Source organism: Bradyrhizobium sp. 164, assembly GCF_023073715.1.
GTDB lineage: Bacteria > Pseudomonadota > Alphaproteobacteria > Rhizobiales > Xanthobacteraceae > Bradyrhizobium.
Genome location: NZ_JADPKA010000110.1, coordinates 245995 through 264605 on the forward strand (window position 1 = coordinate 245995; position 18611 = coordinate 264605).

Annotated in this window: 21 protein-coding genes; 6 read left to right on the plus strand and 15 right to left on the minus strand. The window is 64.6% G+C overall.

All coding sequences use genetic code 11. From position 1 onward, the window contains the following. Positions 1-24 precede the first annotated feature (24 nt). Positions 25-483, plus strand: coding sequence for a nucleoside deaminase (locus IVB01_RS34055; protein WP_247277578.1), 459 nt, complete (start codon positions 25-27; stop codon positions 481-483). Here IVB01_RS34055 and IVB01_RS34060 read toward each other — a convergent pair. The 5 genes from IVB01_RS34060 to IVB01_RS34080 form a co-directional block, all read right to left on the minus strand. After that, positions 480-1385 (minus strand): alpha/beta hydrolase, encoded by a 906-nt coding sequence (locus IVB01_RS34060; protein ID WP_247277579.1) that lies wholly within the window; start codon positions 1383-1385, stop codon positions 480-482. The genes IVB01_RS34055 and IVB01_RS34060 overlap by 4 nt on opposite strands. Before the next feature lie 186 nt (positions 1386-1571). Beyond that, positions 1572-2864: a phosphoribosylamine--glycine ligase gene (gene purD / locus IVB01_RS34065; RefSeq protein WP_247277580.1), complete on the minus strand. Its 1293-nt coding sequence runs from the start codon at positions 2862-2864 to the stop codon at positions 1572-1574. Positions 2865-3038: 174 nt separating this feature from the next. Further along, positions 3039-3338: a transcriptional regulator gene (locus IVB01_RS34070; RefSeq protein ID WP_247277581.1), complete on the minus strand. Its 300-nt coding sequence runs from the start codon at positions 3336-3338 to the stop codon at positions 3039-3041. 2 nt (positions 3339-3340) lie between these two features. Further along, entirely contained in the window at positions 3341-3895 is a 555-nt protein-coding gene (locus IVB01_RS34075) for a hypothetical protein (RefSeq protein ID WP_247277582.1), read from the minus strand. Then, positions 3892-4902 (minus strand): alpha/beta hydrolase, encoded by a 1011-nt coding sequence (locus IVB01_RS34080; protein ID WP_247495209.1) that lies wholly within the window; start codon positions 4900-4902, stop codon positions 3892-3894. The genes IVB01_RS34075 and IVB01_RS34080 overlap by 4 nt, the downstream gene beginning before the upstream one ends. A 138-nt stretch (positions 4903-5040) precedes the next feature. Between IVB01_RS34080 and xseA the strand changes: the two genes are divergently transcribed. Continuing rightward, positions 5041-6663 (plus strand): exodeoxyribonuclease VII large subunit, encoded by a 1623-nt coding sequence (gene xseA, locus IVB01_RS34085; RefSeq protein ID WP_247495210.1) that lies wholly within the window; start codon positions 5041-5043, stop codon positions 6661-6663. A 253-nt stretch (positions 6664-6916) separates the two neighbouring features. Here xseA and IVB01_RS34090 read toward each other — a convergent pair whose 3' ends face one another. Both IVB01_RS34090 and IVB01_RS34095 read right to left on the minus strand, forming a co-directional pair. Continuing rightward, complete coding sequence (locus tag IVB01_RS34090; RefSeq protein ID WP_247277585.1) at positions 6917-7066, minus strand: hypothetical protein; 150 nt, start codon at positions 7064-7066, stop codon at positions 6917-6919. A 252-nt stretch (positions 7067-7318) separates the two neighbouring features. Continuing rightward, positions 7319-8143 carry a dienelactone hydrolase family protein gene (locus IVB01_RS34095; protein WP_247277586.1) on the minus strand — a complete coding sequence of 275 codons (825 nt, stop codon included), beginning with the start codon at positions 8141-8143 and terminating at the stop codon, positions 7319-7321. A gap of 176 nt (positions 8144-8319) precedes the next feature. On the opposite strand from IVB01_RS34095, the gene IVB01_RS34100 reads away from it, so the two are divergent. Next, a complete protein-coding gene (locus IVB01_RS34100) occupies positions 8320-8547 on the plus strand; it encodes a DUF2093 domain-containing protein (RefSeq protein ID WP_247277587.1) in 228 nt (75 codons plus the stop codon). Positions 8548-8563: 16 nt separating this feature from the next. Here the strand turns inward: IVB01_RS34100 and IVB01_RS34105 are convergent, their stop codons facing one another. Beyond that, entirely contained in the window at positions 8564-8887 is a 324-nt protein-coding gene (locus IVB01_RS34105; protein ID WP_247495219.1) for a hypothetical protein, read from the minus strand. Between the two features lie 156 nt (positions 8888-9043). On the opposite strand from IVB01_RS34105, the gene IVB01_RS34110 reads away from it, so the two are divergent. From IVB01_RS34110 to IVB01_RS34120, 3 genes are read left to right on the plus strand one after another with little or no spacing between them, the layout of a single operon-like run. After that, positions 9044-10366, plus strand: a complete 1323-nt coding sequence (locus IVB01_RS34110) for a pilus assembly protein TadG-related protein (protein WP_256464546.1) — start codon at positions 9044-9046, stop codon at positions 10364-10366. A gap of 11 nt (positions 10367-10377) precedes the next feature. Continuing rightward, on the plus strand, positions 10378-10881 hold the full coding sequence (locus IVB01_RS34115) for a TadE/TadG family type IV pilus assembly protein (protein ID WP_247277589.1): 504 nt from the start codon (positions 10378-10380) through the stop codon (positions 10879-10881). After that, positions 10878-11255 (plus strand): TadE/TadG family type IV pilus assembly protein, encoded by a 378-nt coding sequence (locus IVB01_RS34120; RefSeq protein WP_247277590.1) that lies wholly within the window; start codon positions 10878-10880, stop codon positions 11253-11255. The genes IVB01_RS34115 and IVB01_RS34120 overlap by 4 nt, the downstream gene beginning before the upstream one ends. 968 nt (positions 11256-12223) lie before the next feature. Here IVB01_RS34120 and IVB01_RS34125 read toward each other — a convergent pair. The 7 genes from IVB01_RS34125 to IVB01_RS34155 form a co-directional block, all read right to left on the minus strand. Further along, positions 12224-12559 (minus strand): GYD domain-containing protein, encoded by a 336-nt coding sequence (locus tag IVB01_RS34125; RefSeq protein ID WP_247277591.1) that lies wholly within the window; start codon positions 12557-12559, stop codon positions 12224-12226. Positions 12560-12836: 277 nt separating this feature from the next. Continuing rightward, positions 12837-13853: a tetraacyldisaccharide 4'-kinase gene (gene lpxK, locus IVB01_RS34130; RefSeq protein ID WP_247277592.1), complete on the minus strand. Its 1017-nt coding sequence runs from the start codon at positions 13851-13853 to the stop codon at positions 12837-12839. Beyond that, positions 13846-15150, minus strand: a complete 1305-nt coding sequence (locus IVB01_RS34135; RefSeq protein ID WP_247495211.1) for a 3-deoxy-D-manno-octulosonic acid transferase — start codon at positions 15148-15150, stop codon at positions 13846-13848. Before IVB01_RS34135 ends, lpxK begins: the two co-directional genes overlap by 8 nt. After that, complete coding sequence (locus tag IVB01_RS34140; RefSeq protein WP_247277594.1) at positions 15143-15856, minus strand: lysophospholipid acyltransferase family protein; 714 nt, start codon at positions 15854-15856, stop codon at positions 15143-15145. Before IVB01_RS34140 ends, IVB01_RS34135 begins: the two co-directional genes overlap by 8 nt. Next, positions 15853-16095, minus strand: coding sequence for a DUF4170 domain-containing protein (locus IVB01_RS34145; protein WP_027575891.1), 243 nt, complete (start codon positions 16093-16095; stop codon positions 15853-15855). Before IVB01_RS34145 ends, IVB01_RS34140 begins: the two co-directional genes overlap by 4 nt. A 59-nt stretch (positions 16096-16154) precedes the next feature. After that, complete coding sequence (locus IVB01_RS34150; RefSeq protein ID WP_247277595.1) at positions 16155-16973, minus strand: 3'(2'),5'-bisphosphate nucleotidase CysQ; 819 nt, start codon at positions 16971-16973, stop codon at positions 16155-16157. Further along, positions 16960-18327, minus strand: a complete 1368-nt coding sequence (locus IVB01_RS34155) for a TldD/PmbA family protein (protein WP_247277756.1) — start codon at positions 18325-18327, stop codon at positions 16960-16962. The genes IVB01_RS34150 and IVB01_RS34155 overlap by 14 nt, the downstream gene beginning before the upstream one ends. Positions 18328-18611 lie beyond the last annotated feature (284 nt).

Below are 18611 nucleotides of genomic sequence, written 5' to 3' on the forward strand. Positions count from 1 at the left end.
GGAGCTAGTAGCAGGTTTCTGGCGATGATACGAGGCATGAAAGCCCCTTCTTTCATGGATTTGGCGCTCAAGACGGCCGAAAATGCCGGAAAATCGGGCGAAGTTCCGATCGGATGCGTCGTGGTCCGCAATTACGAGGTCATCGCCACCGCCGCCAATCGGACGCTGACCGATTATGACCCGACGGCTCATGCCGAGATCATTGCGCTGCGCGAGGCGGCGAAGAAGATCGGCAGCGAGCGCCTCGTCGACTGCGACCTTTACGTGACGCTGGAGCCCTGCACCATGTGTGCGGGCGCGATCTCCTTTGCAAGAGTGAGACGGCTCTATTACGGCGCCACCGACCCGAAGGGCGGCGCGGTCGAGTCCGGCGTGCGGTTCTTTGCTTCCCCGACCTGCCATCATGCGCCGGACGTCTATTCCGGCGTCGGCGAGAGCGAGGCGGCGCGGCTGCTGCGGGAGTTCTTTCGCGAGCGGCGCTAATCCGCGAGGAAGAACTTGCGCAACGCCCTCGCGGTGGCGTCCGGGTTCTCCTCGGTGAGGAAGTGGCCGGAATCCACCGGCATGCCCGCGACATTCGTGGCCCATTGCGTCCAGGTGTCGAGCGGGGTGGCGGCGGCCTGGGCAATGCCGGCATTGCCCCACAGCGCCAGCATGGGAATGGTGATCTTCTTGCCGGCCTCGAAATCAGCCTTGTCGAGGTCGTAGTCGAAATAGGCGCCGGCGCGATAGTCTTCGCACATCGCATGCACCCGGGCGGGATCGCGGAACGGGGCGAGGTAGTGCTCGAGCGCGCGCTCGTCGATCGCCTCCAACGTCTTCGACTTGGTCTGGCTCGCCATCTTGAAGCGCAGGAAGAACTCGCCATTGCTCGCGATCAGGGTCTCGGGCAGCGGATAGGGCTGCGCCAGGAAGGTCCAGTGGTAGATCTTCAGCGCGTAGGCGCGGTTCATTCGCTCCCAGTAATTGTAGGTCGGCAGAATATCGAGCACGGCCAGGCGCGACAGCCGGCCGGGATGGTCGAGCGCGAGGCGGTAGGCGACGCGGCCGCCGCGGTCGTGGCCGGCGAGCGCGAAATGGACATGGCCGAGGCGCTCCATCACCTCGACCATAGCTTTAGCCATGGCGCGCTTGCTGTAGGGGATATGCAGCGCATCGCTGGCGGGCATGTCGGACCAGCCATAGCCCGGCAGGTCGGCAATGATCAGCGTGAACCTGTCGGCCAACTGCGGCGCGACGCGGTGCCACATCACATGGGTCTCGGAGAAGCCATGGAGGAGCAGAAGCGGCGGCCCGCTGCCGCCGACGCGGGCGAAGATGCGGCCGAAGGAGGTATCGATCCATTCGGCAGCAAAGCCCGGATAGAGATCGGCGAGGTCGGACATCTTCTTGCATCCTTATTGGTCAGTCCCGGGGGGCGGCCGACAACGTAAATTGTCGAAAACAACCCCATGCACAGTAGCGGTATTATCGGCGGGGCAGCTAACCCCAACCGCTGATTACACATATCTGGATTGTCGATGTGGCGGCGCGGTGGCACCAAAGCTTCGAGCTGCCGTCCGGAAGACGAGCTATGTCTTGCTATTCTTGGCCTTCTCCGCTTCCACCGCCTGCCAGCCGATGTCGCGGCGGCAGAAGCCTTCCGGCCAGTCGATACGGTCGACGGCCTGATAGGCACGGCCTTGCGCCTCGGTCACGGTCTTGCCGAGCGCGCAGACATTGAGCACGCGGCCGCCATTGGCGAGGATCGCGTCATCTTTCGCCACGGTGCCGGCGTGGAAGATCTCGACGGTGTCGACCTTGGCGGCGTCATCGAGCCCCCGGATGCGCGTGCCCTTCTGGTAGTCGCCCGGATAGCCCTTCGCCGCTATCACAACGGTGATCGCGGATTCCGGATGCCAGCGCAGATCGAAATTCTTCAGCTGCCCGTCACAGGCTGCCAGGAAGGCGGGCACGATGTCGCTCATCATGCGCAGCATCAGCACCTGGCACTCGGGATCGCCGAAGCGGACATTGAACTCGAACAGTTTGGGACCCTGCGTCGTCAGCATGATCCCGGCATAGAGCACGCCGCGAAACGGCGTGCCGCGCTGCTTCATGCCTGATACCGTCGGCAGGATGATCTTTGCCATGATCGCGTCGTGAATCGCAGGCGTGACCAGCGGCGTCGGCGAATAGGCGCCCATGCCGCCGGTGTTGGGGCCGACATCATGGTCGAACACGCGCTTGTGGTCCTGGGCGGAAGCCAGCGGGATCGCGGTCTCGCCGTCGCACAGCGCGAAGAAGCTGATCTCGCGGCCGGCCAGAAATTCCTCGATCACGACTTCAGCGCCGGCCTCGCCGAACGCCCCCTCGAACATCATGGCGATAGCGTCCTCGGCTTCGCGCACGGTCTTGGCGACCACGACGCCCTTGCCGGCGGCCAGCCCATCGGCCTTGACCACGATTGGCGCGCCCTGGCTCTGCACGTAAGCGCGCGCGTCCTCGGCATTGGTGAATCGCTCATAGGCACCGGTCGGGATGCCGAATTCGGTGCAGAGCGCCTTGGTGAACCCCTTGGAGCTCTCGAGCTGGGCGGCCGCCTTGCTAGGCCCGAACGCCTTGATGCCGGCGGCGGTGAGGTCGTCGACGATGCCGGCCGCCAGCGGCGTCTCCGGGCCGACCACCACGAGCTCGACCGCGTTCTTTTTGCAGAACTCGATCACCGCGGCGTGGTCGGCGACATCGAGCGCCACGCACTCCGCCTCCCGCGCAATGCCGGCATTGCCGGGCGCGCACCAGAATTTGGTCACCAGAGGGGAGGCTGCGATCTTCCATGCCAGGGCATGTTCGCGGCCGCCGGAACCGAGCAGGAGAATGTGCATCGATGGCTCAGAAAATGGGGTGGGCTTGCGGCGTCGGTCGCACGAATCGCGGTCGGTCTCAAGGGGGCTGGCCCCCGTACTCCCGCCATTCCAGGCCGCCGCGTCGAGCCGCTCTTACCCTCCCCTGGAGGGCCCCCTCCAGGGAGGGTAAGAGTTCGCGCCAGCTTCGGACGATCAGACCTGCTTCCCCGCGATGATCTCCTGCAACGTCGCGACATGCCGCGCGAAGGCGCCGCGGCCGACGGCGGTTGCGGTGACCGTGGTCTGCGGCTTCTTGCCGACGAAGGCCTTGTCGACGGAAACGTACCCCGCCTTGGCCAAGGTCTCGATATGTGCGCCGAGATTGCCGTCGGTGGCGCCGGTGAGCTTCTTCAGCCGCGCGAATTCCAGGCCGGTCGACTGCGGCAGCGCGTTCAGCGCCGCCATGATCTTCAGCCGCAGCGGCTGGTGGATGATGTCGTCGAGCTCGGCCAATTCTAGCTCCGCCGCATCCAGAGGCCGCCGATGATTAGACCGCCGCCATTGACGAACGCCATCCAGAGCGGAAACGCCTCACCGATGTAGAAGAAGCCGATCAACGTCAGCGCCGAAATGCCGAGACCAATCGCAACGAAGGCGTAACCGAACCAGAGACCCGCCAGCGCGTAGAACAGCATGAAGTAGAGCGGCCAGAACGCACCCAACTGGCGTGGCCCGAAATGGCCGATCACATTGGTACAGAGATAACCGAAGGCGAAGAACAACACGAACACCAGGAGCAGCCTGATGCCGAAGGCCGCACCATGCGGGTGATGTGGTGGATTGAACAAGCGAAGCGCAACCAGACCGCCGACGCCCATGACGTCTACGGCAACCCAGGCATAGACTGCGTAGACCGGCCAGAGCCAGGTCACGACATTCCCTGCAAAGACCAACACGCCCCACCACACGGCAGCGATGCTCGCCAGGTCATAGAGCTGCGATTGCTTCACGCGCCGGACGATGTCGTCGATATCGGCCAGCGCCGCGGACGCCTCCTTGCTGTCGATCATGACTGCCCTGCCCCGCGCGTCGCCACATCTTCGGCGATCGCGGAGACGGCCTTTGGATTGGTGACGATGCCCATGTGGTTGATGCCGTCGATGATCTTGACGTCAACCGATGGCTTCACCGCCTGCACGGCTTCCGCATATTTGTCCGAGATCATCATTTCGTCCTCGGCGCCGCCGAAGATCGTGATCGGGCGTGTCGTTGCCGGTAGATCGATGCGGTAGCCGCGCGTCGCGAAATTGCGCATCAGGCGGTCGGAATAGGTCGAGGTGAGGTATTTCGCCGAACTCGCCGGCACGGCCAAGGCCAGCACCGGAAGCTGCGAACAGCAGTCGATCCCGAGCCTGCGCAGCGCGGTCAGGCCGAGGAAGCGTGGGAGGTCCATGTTGGCCCAGCCGCCGGCCTTCGGCCTGTTGGTCGGCGCGTCATAGCCGAGATAGGGCGCGAGCAGCACGGTGCGGACGAACATGTCCTGCATGATCGGTGTCGCGGCAACGCGCAGCGAGAAGCCGGCGCCGGCGGAATGGCCGATCAGGATCAGCGGCAGATCAGGTGCGTTCCTGCGGACATGAGCGACGAAGTCGACGAGGTCGTCTTCGAGCTGGCCGACATAGCCGATGTCGCCGCGCGTGCCGGAGCCGCCATGGCCGCGGATGTCCAGCGCCCAGGTCTCCACCCCGCGCGCGGCGATCGCATGGGTCAGCGCGTGATTGACGGTGCCGCTGGAGCCGGAGGAGCCATGGATGAAAATCGCGCCGCGGCCCGTCTCCGGGCCTTTCGGCGCATAGTGGCGATAACCGATCCAGGTGCCATCGCGGGCCTGAAAGCGTTCGAGCGGTGGCAACGTGGACCAGTCGATGCCTTTGGCTGAATCCGAGACCGATCGCATCTCGGGCGGCCGCTCCAGCGGCGTTGCCATCATGGCGCCCAGGATCAGCGCCACGCCGCCGACGGCACACAAGGCCCATTTCAGGCCGGTCAAAACGCCGCGCAGCAGCCGGATCGCCATGGCTCATCTCCCGAAACTGATCAAACAATAGATAACTCTATATCACAGAGTACTCTCCCGATCAATATCCGGATTGGCGCCGGGGCGCGAAAATCCTTAACGTCGGGTCTGACCCCAAAATGCCGAATCGTTTGCTAGATGCCGCCTGCGGAACAACTGCTCAACGCGCCCGAATTCACCGTCTCCGAGCTCTCGCTGTCCCTGAAGCGGACGGTCGAGGACGCTTTTGGCCATGTCCGGGTCCGCGGCGAGATCTCCGGCTTTCGCGGGGCGCACTCCTCCGGCCATTGCTATTTCGCGCTCAAGGACGAGAGCGCCAAGATCGAGGCGGTGATCTGGAAGGGCGTGCACAGCCGCATGCGGTTCAAGCCCCAGGAGGGGCTCGAGGTCATCGCCACCGGCAAGCTCACCACCTATCCGGGCTCTTCCAAATACCAGATCGTCATCGAGGCGCTGGAGCCGGCCGGCATCGGCGCGCTGATGGCGCTGATGGAGGAGCGCAAGAAGAAGCTCGCCGCCGAAGGCTTGTTCGACGAGGCCCGCAAGCAGCTGCTGCCCTGGCTGCCGGATGTGATCGGCGTCGTGACGTCGCCGACCGGCGCGGTCATCCGCGACATCCTGCATCGGCTGGAGGATCGCTTTCCGCGCCGCGTGCTGGTGTGGCCGGTCAAGGTGCAGGGCGAAGGCTCGGCCGAGCAGGTCGCGGCCGCGATCCGCGGCTTCAACGCGCTGCCCGAAGGCGGCAGGATTCCGCGACCCGATGTCCTGATCGTCGCGCGCGGCGGCGGCTCGCTGGAGGATCTCTGGTCGTTCAACGAGGAGATCGTGGTGCGCGCGGCGGCCGACAGCATGATCCCGCTGATCTCGGCGGTCGGGCACGAGACCGACATCACGCTGATCGATTTCGTCGCCGACAAGCGCGCGCCGACGCCGACGGCGGCGGCCGAGATGGCGGTGCCGGTGCGCAGCGACTTGTTCGTCGAGGTCGCCGATCTCGCCCGCCGCACCCGCGCCTGCTGGCAGCGCGGCCATGAAAACCGCCGCAACGAGCTGCGCGCGGCCGCGCGCGCGCTGCCGGCGGCCGGCGACCTGCTCGCGATCCCGCGGCAGCGGCTGGACTCGGCGGGCGCGTCCCTGCCCCGTGGCCTCAAGGCCAACACGCACGCGCATTTCCGCAGGTTTACGGCCGCCAGCGCCAAGCTGACGCTGCGGGTGCTGCACGGCCAGATCGCGCAGGCCGATCACCGCCTCACTGTTTGCGGCGAGCGGCTCGGCCTCTCCGCGCGCTCGCTGCTGCGGCGGCGGCGCGACCACTTTGCCGGGCTCGAGCTTCGCCTGCGCGCCTCAAAGCTCTCCAACGCGCAGGCCCAGCGCAACGCGATTCTCCGCCAGCGCGAGCGCACGCATCGGCTGTCCGAGCGCGCGCAACGCGCGCTCGTCACCCTGCTGCAACGGCTCGATGCGCGTGTCGCGAACAGCGGCAAGCTGCTCTCCGCGCTATCCTACCGCAGCGTGCTCGCGCGCGGCTTTGCATTGGTGCGCGATGAAACCGGCCACCCCCTGCATGCGGCCGACAGCGTCGGACCGAATGCGCGGCTCGAGATCGAATTTGCCGATGGCCGCGTGGCCGCGACTGCGGATGCGGACCGCCCGGCGCCTGCGGCGAAGCGCGCCCCGGCGCAACAGAAGCCGGCCGCACAGGAGACAAAGCCCGCGCCGAAGCGCGTGGCCAAACCGGTGGATCAGGGTAGCCTATTTTAGGCGCGGGTCTCGGTGTCATTCCCCGCGGATGCGGGGAAGCCAGTACGCCGCGGCTTGTCGGTGAATCACAGACGTCTCGGCGTACTGGGGCGCCCAAGCCGGGCGATGACAGAGAGTGTGTAGGAACCAGCGTAGCCACAAGCTCGTCATTGCGAGGAGCGAAGCGACGAAGCAATCCAGAATCCCTCCGTGGAGAGACTCTGGATTGCTTCGCTGCGCTCGCAATGACGGAGCATGTGGAGGTATTACGGCTCTACCTACACGACAACCCCGCGTCGATCGTGGTCCAGAAGCCGCAATGTTCCGGCACGAGCTGTGGCGCGCCGGCGTGGGCTTCAAACAGGAAGATCGCGACGGTGAAGACGATCAGGGCGGAGGCGAACAGGACGATACGGCTACGCATATGACACGCGTTTAGTCGACATCGTGGTCGAATGATGGCATGGCCATGTGCTGAAAAACGGCGCCGCGCGCGATCCGTAGATGCCGGTCGGCCATCATGGTCCGTACAGGGCGGTGGTCGATGCGACGCTGTCCGCCTGATGTTGTTCCTCGGGCGGCCCCGCTTCCAGATTTGTGGTCCGCATGAGCGCCGCGATCTGCGGGACCGACCTCCCCGAATGTCGCTTCGCTCGTTCGGGCTACGGCGCCGCGATCACCGCGCCAGCCATTCCGCGACGTCCTTCTGCGATTCCGCGCGGGCCTGCATATCGGTGCCGAGATGACCATGCTCGGGCGCGGCTACGTCGGTGCCGCCGGCGGCTGCGTGCAGTGGCGTGTTGGCGCGGTCGAAATCGTGATAAGCGCCGGGATAGACCACGATGCGCGCAAGCGCGCTGCGGCCGCGCGCGCCATCCACCATCTGGCGGCAGGCCGGCGGCGACGAGACGTCGTCATTGGCGCCGATCAGCACCAGGGTCGGCACCCGCGTGCTCCAGCCGAGGCCGGCGGAGATCCGGCAATCGGGATAGAAGGCGACCGCGGCACGGAAATCCGGGTCCAGATCGCGGGCGGCACTCTGCGGCCGCACCGCCCAGAGCAGCGCGCTGGCGCCGTTGGCCCAGCCGATCAGGCTGACGCGGTCGCGCGCCACCCAGTTCTGCTTCATCAGCCAGGCGCGTGACGCCGCGATGTCGGTGACGCGTTCACGGCGCGCCTTAACGTGCATCTCCTTGACGCGACATTGCGGCCCGAGCTCGCGCGAGCCGTAGCTGTCAGGCAGCAGCACCGCATTGCCGGCCCTCAGCAGCCGCTCCGCCCAGTCGCGATAGCGCGGCAGGACGGAATCGGAATGGCCACTGAGCCCGCCGCAGCCGTGCAGCGCGATCACGGCCGGAAAAGGCCCCTCGCCCTCGGGCTTGTAGAGCTGCGCATGCAGGACGCCCGACGACAGCGGGATGTCGACCTGCTGCGGCACCGGCGCGGCGTGCGCGGCCGACGTCAGGAGCGTCAGGAACAGGGCGGTCAGTCGAAGGCGCATCGGACCCTGCGTCAAGATCCTTCGTCCAAGCACTATCACGCGGAAACGGCGCCAAAACATCACAAACCGGTGGGTTTACCGGGCGGACAAGCCACCCTATCTATGCTACATCCAGCCCGACACATTATGCCCTCCAAGGTTTTCCACGGAGAGGCCTTCCACGGAGACTTTCGACCGTGCTGAACAAGTTCGGCCCCTCGGGCCATGGCGAAGCGCAGGTGCAATATCTTGACGGCGATTTCCGCGTGATCTCGCCGGGCACCTATGTGCGTTGTGCCATCACCGACGCGCGCATCCCGCTCGACGAACTGAAGTACTGGAGTGTGGATCTGCAAGAAGCCTACGCCACGCCTGCCGCCGTGCTCCAGCGGCATTTCCCCGGCGTGCCGAAGCCGCAGGCCTAAGGCCCCGCCCGCGCGTCTATTGCTGCTCCCGGCCATCCGCGCCCACACACGTCTTGATGAAAGTCTTGCGGGCCTCGCCGACGATCTTCTGATCAACCGCCTGCTTGAGGCAGTCGACCCGCGCCTGCGCCATGCAGAGCTGCATCTGGTCGCGTTTGTCCTGTCCCTTCAGATTTTGCGCCGTGGCGAGGCACGTGACGCGCTTGGTCGCGGGAACCGGCACCGCACTTGTCGGATTCGCCGGAGCGGCGGCAGGCGGCGGCGAGGAGGTCTGAGTAAGCGCGGGCAAAACCGGCAGACATGCGAGGCTGGCGACAAAGATCGCGGATCGCAATTTCATCGAATTCTCCTGATCGGAGCTATATCGATAGCGCACGGCCATGAATGTCGGCTGAATGTCAGCTGATGTCTAAAATTGTCTCGCTCCCGTTGGGCCTCATTTAAGTCGGTCTGCACCACATTGTGGCGGGAAAAAGTGGCAGGCGGGCAGAAGCGCATGGACCCTCGGAGACTTTGCAGCCGTTCGTTCGATGCATCATCGTGCCCAGCGGATCATGCTCGTCGGCGCGGACGCACGATTAGCCTGCTTCAACGATTCGCCCGAGATCAGTCGGGCAGCTATGTGCTCATTTCGGCGCTGCTGATGCCGGTCCTGGTCGGCACCGCGGGCCTCGGCACGGAAGTCGGCTGGTGGTACTACAAACACAAGAATATGCAGAGCGCGGCTGACTCGGGCGCGGTCAGCGCTGCGACAGCGGCGAGTGCGGGCACCGACCCCTTGTCCGAAGCCAAGGCGGTGACGGCAAACTACGGTTACGCGAACGGGTCGAACAACGTCACGGTCACGGTGAACCAGCCACCGAAGACAGGCAATCATGCTTCGAATTCGCAGGCCATCGAAGTCATCGTGAGTCAGCCGCAGCAGCGGCTGCTATCAGCCTTGTTCGGCTCGGATCCTGTGCTCATAACCGCACGCTCTGTCGCCCTGCCAAATTCCGGGACAGGCTGCGTACTTGCGCTCAACTCGAGCGCAAGTCCCGCCGTCAACGTCAGCGGCGGCAACCAGCTCAACCTGATCAAGTGCAACCTTTACAGCAACTCGAGTGCAAGTCCCTCGCTCAACGTTGCCGGCAGCGCCTCCGTCGCTGCAAATCAGGTCGGAGTGGTTGGCGACGTCTCCGGCGCGAGCAGCATCACGGCGAGCAACGGTATCAAGACGCACATATCGCCCGTCGCCGACCCCTACGCCAACGTTTCTCCCCCCGCGAGGCCGAGTTGCACCAACGCCAAGATTACGGTCAACGCCAACGGAAAAACGAACTCGCTCGACCCCGGCTGCTACATGGGCAGCATTACGGTCAATGCCGGCGCAGTCCTGAATCTGAGTCCAGGCATCTATTATCTGGACGGGGCCAACTTGAGCGTCGCTGGAAACGCCACAATCGCGGGCAGCGGCGTGACCCTGGTGTTTACAGGCTCGGGAAGCGACTGGGGCACCGCTTCGATCGGCAGCAACGCGACCATCAACCTGACGGCACCAACCAGCGGCCCCACGAAAGGCATCGTCATGTACGGCGACCGCAATATGCCGGCCGGGACTGCTTTCAATCTCACCGGTGGCAGCACACAGAATTTCGGCGGCGCCATCTATCTGCCAAAGGCCAATCTCAGCTTCAGCGGCGGCAACGGCACGAGCACATCCTGCACCAAGATCATCGCGGACACGCTGACGTTCAGCGGCACGTCGAACCTCCAGGTCAATTGCACCGCGCTCGGCACCGCGACCATAGGTTCGCAAACCGCACAGCTCATCGAATGAGGTTTGGGTCAATGCAAATTCAGAGCGTCTCATCCAGGCGCCGTCGTCGGTTGCTTGATTCTCTAACAGGGCACGTGCGCGCTGCTGTCAGCGACAAACGCGGCGTTGCGGCCGCCGAATTCGGCATCTTGATCCCGGTGCTGTCCCTGATGGTCGTTTCCGTAACGGACATCGGGCTTGCACTGTATCGCAAGATGCAGGTCGAAAATGCCGCACAAGCGGGAGCGCAATACGCAATTGCGCGCGGCTTTAACGCGAGCGGCATTTCGAACGCCGTAAGAAGTGCCACCAGCGCCACGGACATCACCGCCTCACCTCCGCCGGTCCAATTTTGCGGATGCCCAACGAGTGCAGGTGTCAGCACTGTCACCTGCGGGACGGTTTGCACCGGCGGCGCGCAGGCTGGAACGTATACGACGGTCTCGGCGCGGGCGACGTACTATACCATCATCGATTACCAGATTGTGGCGGCCACATACACTTACAGCGCGCAATCCACTGCGAGGCTGCAGTGAAACTCGCGGCACTATGGCAAGACAATCGAGGCGCATCCGCGCTGGAATTTGCGCTGACCGCTCCGGCGTTCTTCCTGTTCATATTTGGGATCATCGAATGCGGGCTGCTGTTCTGGACTCAGCTGGGAATCCAGCATGGGAGCGAAATGGCAGCGCGTTGCGCAACCGTCAACAGCACGCTCTGCCCAAGCAGCAGTGCCATCACCAGTTACGCTGCGCAGCAGGCGTTCGGCCTCACGCTCCCTGCGGAGACATTCACCTTTTCTGCGTCAGCATGCGGCAACGAGGTCAGCGCGAGTTATGCATTCACGTTCCCGCAGATTCTCAACCTCTCTCCGGTGACGCTGACCGCCCGGGCATGCTTTCCGAGTTGAGGTCGTGGGAGACAAGAGCGCAGCCACCTGCAACAGGGGCGCAGCTTCTCGCGCGACTTGGGATGGAGACGATGTGCGCGCGCACCTGAACCGCGATTCCCGCAGCCGAAATGATTTTCGCCGTACGATCCGCGTTGCATCAAAGATTACTTGCACTCCGTGGCTCGTCATTTCACGCTGTAGTTGGATTCTTTGTCGCAAATCGGCGCTCTTAAGTTGTTTGACGAAGTCTTGGTGAAACAATGGGCTGCTATATTGCGTGTTAGGTAATTAGCCCTGCTCCTTTTATCGCGCAGACAATCAAGTCAGCCAAACGGCGATCGAGCTTTGGAACTGGCGCAGTCTGTGAACGGGCTCATATCGAAGAGTCATCCGGCGGGCTACGATCACCTCGAAAAATGCGCGGTGGAATATCTGTAAATCAAATTCAAACGATGGGGGTGAATCATGCCCACCATATTGGACCTGCTCTATCGTGAATATTGCCGCGCCCGCCTCGCTGAAATGCGGAAGCAGCTTCTGATCTCAGCCGAACGCTCTGAAGCTCTCGAAGCGCACAATCATCCTGCAGCTCAGGGTGAGGATGAGAGGACGGACGCGCAGCGCAAAATCGGTTGCGGCGTGCCGAATTGAAGCGGCCGAGGACCGGCGATCTCTCCCGCGTGCAGTGACCAAGCACTTGGCAACAGATTGGGAGGAAGCAATGAATACACCCGAATGCTATACTGTCATGGTAGCCTGTGCCTCATGCCTGACCATTGTCGGGTTAATGGCCGTCGGGGTGTGGTGAGCATGACTGAATGCTGAACGGCGGTCGCAGGCCGTTACCAAGGCCGCTGGCAAGCAGGTTCGGTCGGCGTATGGCGCCGAACCCAGCACGATGCCCTCGGCTTGCAAACTTGATTGTTGCTGTGACGTGAACGTTGCCGCCGCTTGGTGCCGCGGCGGCTTCGCTTCAGATCCGGATGTCAGCTTCCAGGCGGGGCATACGAAGAACGCAGCCTTGCCGCGTTCTGGCGGACCTGCTTGATCTCGTCCTGCGTGAACAGCCGAGTCAGTTTCACGTTCTGCAGGGTGCCCGCCGCGACGGTCAGGCCGGAAATGGCCGGAGCGGCACTCGGGTCAGGCACGTCGAAAATCACCAAAACGCCGGGGCCGTCGGCCGCAACGCTGTACATCGAGATCAGCCTTCCGCCGGCCGCTTCGATGAGTTTTCGAGCCGCCTCCTGGCGATCGGTCGTGGGATTTTCCAGAATGGCCTCGAGGGAGCGTGATGTGTATTGTCCGGTGAGGCAAAAATGCATGGCATGTTCTCCTCTGTGCTCTTGGAATCTGCTCTCTGTGCTCTTGGCAATAACTTGCCTTGCCGCGAACTGGTCGTTGCGGCCGTCGTATCTGAAATGATGAAGGTAGGGCCCGCCGTGGGCATAAACGCCGCCGATGATTGCCGGGAGTTCGGCACGTCCCGGTGACGGCTCTCATGAAAGGCTATATCAGGTCCCAAACGTGCGGAAGAGAATTCGTCAGCCGCGACACTTCGCTTTTGGCGCTACGGCAGAGACGCTGGCCTAACGTGTGAGATCAACGTGTGCTGAACCGCCGCTCGCGCGCCCTGTACAGGTGGTCGCTGATCACTTCCTGCAGCTTTGCCGGATCGTCGAACTCAAGTTGCACGGCGAACGCCACGATGCCCTCGGGCACGCCCTCACGGCCGCGCAGACGCGCGAGATCCTTTTCCGTGGTCACCAGCGTGAGCTGCTCGCGCCGGGCCTGCACCGCGAGTGCGGCGAGCTCGTCATCCGAGAACATGTGGTGATCGGCAAACCGGCGCGTGCGTGCGACGTCGATGCCGCTGGCGCGCAAGCCGCGGAAGAAGCGCTCGGGATCGCCGATGCCGGCGAAGGCGAAAACCCGCTTGCCAAGGAGCTGCGCGAGCGAGGCCGCATTCGGCTTCAGCCGTGCGCGCAGCTCCGGCTTGTCGCGCTTGGCAAGCTCGGCCGCGACATCGTTCGCGGCACGCCCGTCGCCGATCAGGACCAGCGCATCGGTGCGCGCGAGCTGCGCCTGCAGTGGCGCGCGCAGGGGACCGGCGGGAAACACCTTGCCGTTGCCGAGGCCGCGCTCGCTGTCGATCACGATCAGCGAGGCGTCCTTGTGCAGACGCGGGTTCTGGAAGCCGTCGTCCATCAGGATCACGGTGGCGCCTTGCGACTTCGCCAGCGCGACGCCCTCGAGGCGATCACGCGCGACCGCGACGGGGACCTCGCGCGCCAGCATCAGCGGCTCGTCGCCGACGTCGGAAGCGGTGTGACGCGCCCGGTCGACCATAATCGGACCTTTCAGGCGTCCGCCATAGCCGCGGCTGAGCACCACCGGGATCTCACTGAGCTCGCGCAGTAGCTTGGTCAACGCCAGCACGGTCGGCGTCTTGCCGGCACCGCCGACATGGTAGTTGCCGACGCAGATCACGGGAATGCCGGCGTCAAAGCCCTGGCGCGCCATGCGACGCGCAGTGATCGCGCCGTAGAGCGCACCCAGAGGACTGAGGACATGCGACTGCGGGGAGCGTGGCCGGTACCAGAAGGCCGGCTCACGCATTGGCGGCTCCCATCTCGATCCGCAGTTGCAACAGGTAGGGCTCGAGTGCCGCCATGGTGCGATCGAGCGCGCCGCCGAGCTGCTCGACCACGCCCGCGCCGGCGCGCTGCATCTTGTCGCGCGCGGTGGGATCGGCCAGCAATTGGCCGAGCTGCTTGACCAGCGCTTCCTGCGTGTCGACCTGGCGCGCCCCGCCGCGCCCGTCGAGCGTCTCGTAGACATCGGCGAAATTGAAGACGTGCGGACCATGGATGATGGCGGCACCGAGCTTGATCGCCTCGATCGGGTTCTGGCCGCCATGATGGATCAGCGATCCGCCCATGAAGACGATCGGCGAAAGGCGATAGAACAGGCCGAGCTCGCCCATGGTGTCGGCGACATAGAGGTCGGTCGTCGCCGCCGGCAGCTCCTCGCGCGAGCGCAATGCCGGCTTGAGGCCCGAGGCGGTGATCAGACCCGCGATCGAGGAGCCGCGGTCCGGATGGCGCGGCACGATCACGGTCAGAAGCTGCGGGAAGAAGCCGGCGAGGCTTCGATGCGCCGCGATCAGCATCTCGTCTTCGCCCGGATGGGTCGAGGCCGCGACGATGATCGGCCGCCCGCGCATCATCGCCATCAGCCGCTCAAGCCTGGCGGGATCGGCCGGCGGCGCCGGGACGTCGAGCTTGAGATTGCCGGTGGTGAGGACGTCGCGGCCGCCGAGCGCGGCAAAGCGCTCGGCATCCGTCTTCGATTGTGCCAGACAAATGTCGAACCGGGAAAGCAGCGCCGAGATGGTGCCGTGCATGCGCCGCCAGCGCGGGAACGAGCGCGGCGACATCCGCCCGTTGATCAGCACCATCGGCACGCGGCGCGCCGCGCCGGCGAGGATCAGGTTGGGCCACAGGTCGGATTCGATGAACAGCGCCAGCGACGGCTTCCAATGATCGAGGAAGCGCGCGACGTAGCGCGGGGAATCATACGGCACGTATTGATGGATGACGTCGGGCGGGAAGCGCTTCGCCACCACGGCCGCCGAGGTGACGGTGCCGGAGGTGAGCAGGATGCGCAGATTGAGATCGCGCAGCCGCTCGATCAGCGCTGCCGCAGCCAGAACCTCGCCGACGCTGGCGCCGTGGATCCACACCAGCGGGCCATGTGGCCGCACGTCCCGCGACAAGCCCCGCCGCTCGCTGACGCGCGCGGGATCCTCCTTGCCCTGTTTCAACCGCCGCTTGATCAGCGCGGGCGCGAGCGGCACCAGGCCGGAGGCCAGGCGCTGATACATTCGCAGCGTCATCGGCAGCGGGTCAGGCATCTTCCGGTCCCGGGCGCCCGAGTTGCGCATAGGCGCGGCGGGTCGCCTCGTTCAACGTCTCCTCCAGCTCCAGCCGAAGCGCTTCCATGGTTGCGGCGTCGGCATCCGGTGGAACGTGGATTTCCTTGATGCCGACCAATGCGCCTCGCCCGAATGGCAAATTGATGGTGGTGCGGTCCCAGTTCTTGAGCCGGATGAAGCGGCTGGTCGCCATTGCGAAAGGCATGATCGGCCGCCCCGATTCCCGTGCCAGCATGATGATGCCGAGCCCGGCCACGCGCGAGCGTTTGGGGACATCGGCGGTCAGCGCGACATTACAACCGTCCTGGAGCGTCCGCACCATTTCCTTGAAGGCGCCGACCCCGCCCTTGCGGTGGAAGGCGCCGCCGTGATCGCCGGAACCACGGATGGTGCCGATCCCGAGCCGCTCGGCGGCGATCGCATTGAACTCGCCGTCGCGATGACGGGAGATCAGCACCTTGGCGCGGTACCAATCCTTGTTCTTGATGAAGGGGGTGAGGAAATGCTGGCCGTGCCAGAAGGCGAAGATCGCCGGGATCTGCGGCTCGACGCGGTCATAGACGTCAGGCGGATCGAACCTGAACTTGTTGGTCCGCCAGACCAGACGCAGATATTCAGCCGCCAGGACCCCGACGGCACGCTGAATAAAGCTGCTTCGCAGCGTATTGCGAAGCAGTTTTTTCAACGCGCCGGTTCTTGATTGGGGTCGAGCAGGCGGTGGAGATGGACGATGAAATAGCGCATCTGCGCGTTGTCGACCGTGCTCTGCGCCTTGGCTCGCCAGGCCGCGTGCGCGGTGGCGTAGTTCGGATAGAGGCCGACGATGTCGACGTCGTCGAGGTTCTTGAAGGTGTTGTGCTCGAGATCGACGAGCTCGCCACCGATGACGAGATGAAGCAGTTGTTGCGGGGCACTATCTGGCATGGGTTCTCTTCCTAACGGGCTGCCCGGCAAAGCAGTGTTCGACAAGCACGACGAAGCGCTTAGGGCAAGGGGCGGTTTCGAAAATGCGCGACAATGCCCGCATGACGATCGCGTCCCGCTGCCACCAGCACCCCGTGCGCCACTTCCCGGCGGTTATAGAGGATGGGTTCTCCGGAGAGGTCACTCATCTTACCACCCGCTTCCTGCACGATCAAATCGGCCGCCGCAAGGTCCCAATCATGGCTGTTGCCGCCCGCAAAGGCCGCATCCAGCGCGCCATCGGCGACCCGGCACAGACGCAGCGCGAGCGAGCCGATTCGCGGATGCAGCTTGATCTCACCGCCCGTGGCATTGAGCCGCTCGACCAGCGGCTTCGGGCCGGCGACGCGCGCGAAGTCGAACTCGGACCCGGACGTCGCCCGCACCGGCGCCCCGTTCAGCGTCGTGCCCTGGCCGCGGACCGCGAAGAAGAATTCATCGCGCGCCGGTGCGAACACCGCGGCAAGCACCGGTGAGGTATCCTCGACCAGCGCGACGCTCACGCACCAATCGTCATGACCGCCCAGATAATTGCGCGTGCCGTCGATGGGATCGACGATCCAGGTCAGTCGCCGCGACAGCCGTGCCGCATCGTCGGCACTTTCCTCGGACAGCCAGCCATAGTCAGGCGTCGCAGCGCGCAAGCGCGTTTCGAGCAGATTGTTGACCGCGATGTCGGCTTCCGACACCGGCGAGGATGCCCCCTTGATCCACTTCTTCAGCTCGGTGCGGAACATCGACTGCGCCAGCGCGCCCGCGTCCCGCACCGCGTCCTTCAGCAGCGCCGCATCGCGTGTCAGGATGGTCGCGTCTGGGGATTGCGCGTCAGCGTCCGCCAAGCGTCAAACCCTCGATGCGCACCGTCGGCGCATTGATGCCGTAGCGGAATTCGAGATTGTTCGCCGGCTGCATTGACTTGAAGATCTCGAATAGATGTCCGGCGATCGTCACCTCGCTGACGGGATAGGTGATCTCGCCGTTCTCGATCCAGAAGCCGGAGGCGCCGCGGCTGTAATCGCCGGTGACGCCGTTGACGCCGGAGCCGATCAGGTCGGTGACGTAGAAGCCCTGCTTGATGTCCGCGATCAGCTCGGCCGGCGTCGGCGTGCCGGCCTCGAGATGCAGGTTGTACGGCCCGGGCGACGGCGAGGAGGAGACGCCGCGATGGGCGTGGCCGGTGGTGGTGAGGCCGAGCTCGCGCGCGGTGGCGCAGTCGAGCAGCCAGGTCGTCAGCACGCCCTCGTCGACCAGCGCGATCTTCCTCACCGCGACGCCTTCGGCGTCAAACGTCTGCGAGCGCAGGCCGCGCTTGCGCAAGGGATCGTCGACGATGCGAATGTTCTTCGCGAACAGCTGCTGGCCGAGCTTGTCCTTCAAGAAACTGGTCTTGCGCGCGATCGAGGCGCCGTTGATGGCGCCGACGAGATGGCCGACCAGGGAGCCCGCAACGCGCGGATCGAACACGACGGGCACCTTGCAGGTCTCGACCTTGCGCGGATTGTAGCGCGCCACCGTGCGCTCGCCGGCGGACCGGCCGACGGTTTCCGGCGACAACAAATCGGCGCCGTGTGGCGCCGAGGTGAAGTCGTAGTCGCGCTCCATGCTGGTGCCTTCGCCCGATATGGCGGTGGCGGAAATGCCCTGGCTGGAGCGTAGGTAAGAGCCGTGGAAGCCGGTAGAGGTGACGAGCACCATGCCGCCGATGCCGGCGGAAGCCGAGGCGCCGCCGGATTTGGTCACCCCCTTCACGCCGAGCGCCGCAGCTTCGGCCGCAAGCGCGCGGCGCTCGAGCTCTGAGGTCGTAGGCAGGTCGGGATCGAGCAGGTCGAGATCGGGGAAGTCGCGCGCGAGCAGCGCGGGATCGGCTAGGCCGACATATTTGTCGTCGGGCGCAACACGCGCCATCGCCACCGCGCGTTCGGCGAGCTTGGTCACGGCATCGCCGCTGACGTCGTTGGTCGAGACCACCGCCTGGCGCTGGCCGACCAGCACGCGCAGGCCGACATCGTCGCCCTCGGACCGCTCGGATTCCTCGACGCGGCCGTCGCGCACCTCGACGCCCTGCGAGACGCCGCGTACTGCGACGGCATCGGCTGCATCAGCGCCGGCGCGCTTGGCGGCCTCGACCAGCCGCTGCGCGAGATCGGAGAGCGCGGACTGATCGAACAGGTCGCGATGGGCCTGCGACGACATTTGGGTCGAAAGCGTCGAGCTTGCGGATGGTGAAGAGTTCACGAACGAAATCCTGTTGGGGCGGGTTCGGGACCGGAACCCACAGATGTGCCCTGATAGCGCGGACTTCAAGCATTTTCAGCCCGCCAAAAGCTCAGATTCGCAGCTCTCGCGCAACGTCTCGTCAATCATGCGCGCCAAGGTCTTGTCAATCATGAGCAGCAGTGACGGTGGGTTAACCAGCCTTTTTAAGCGGTTTCGGAAAGGCGCGCGCTAAGGTCCTCGCATCGACCGGGAACATAATC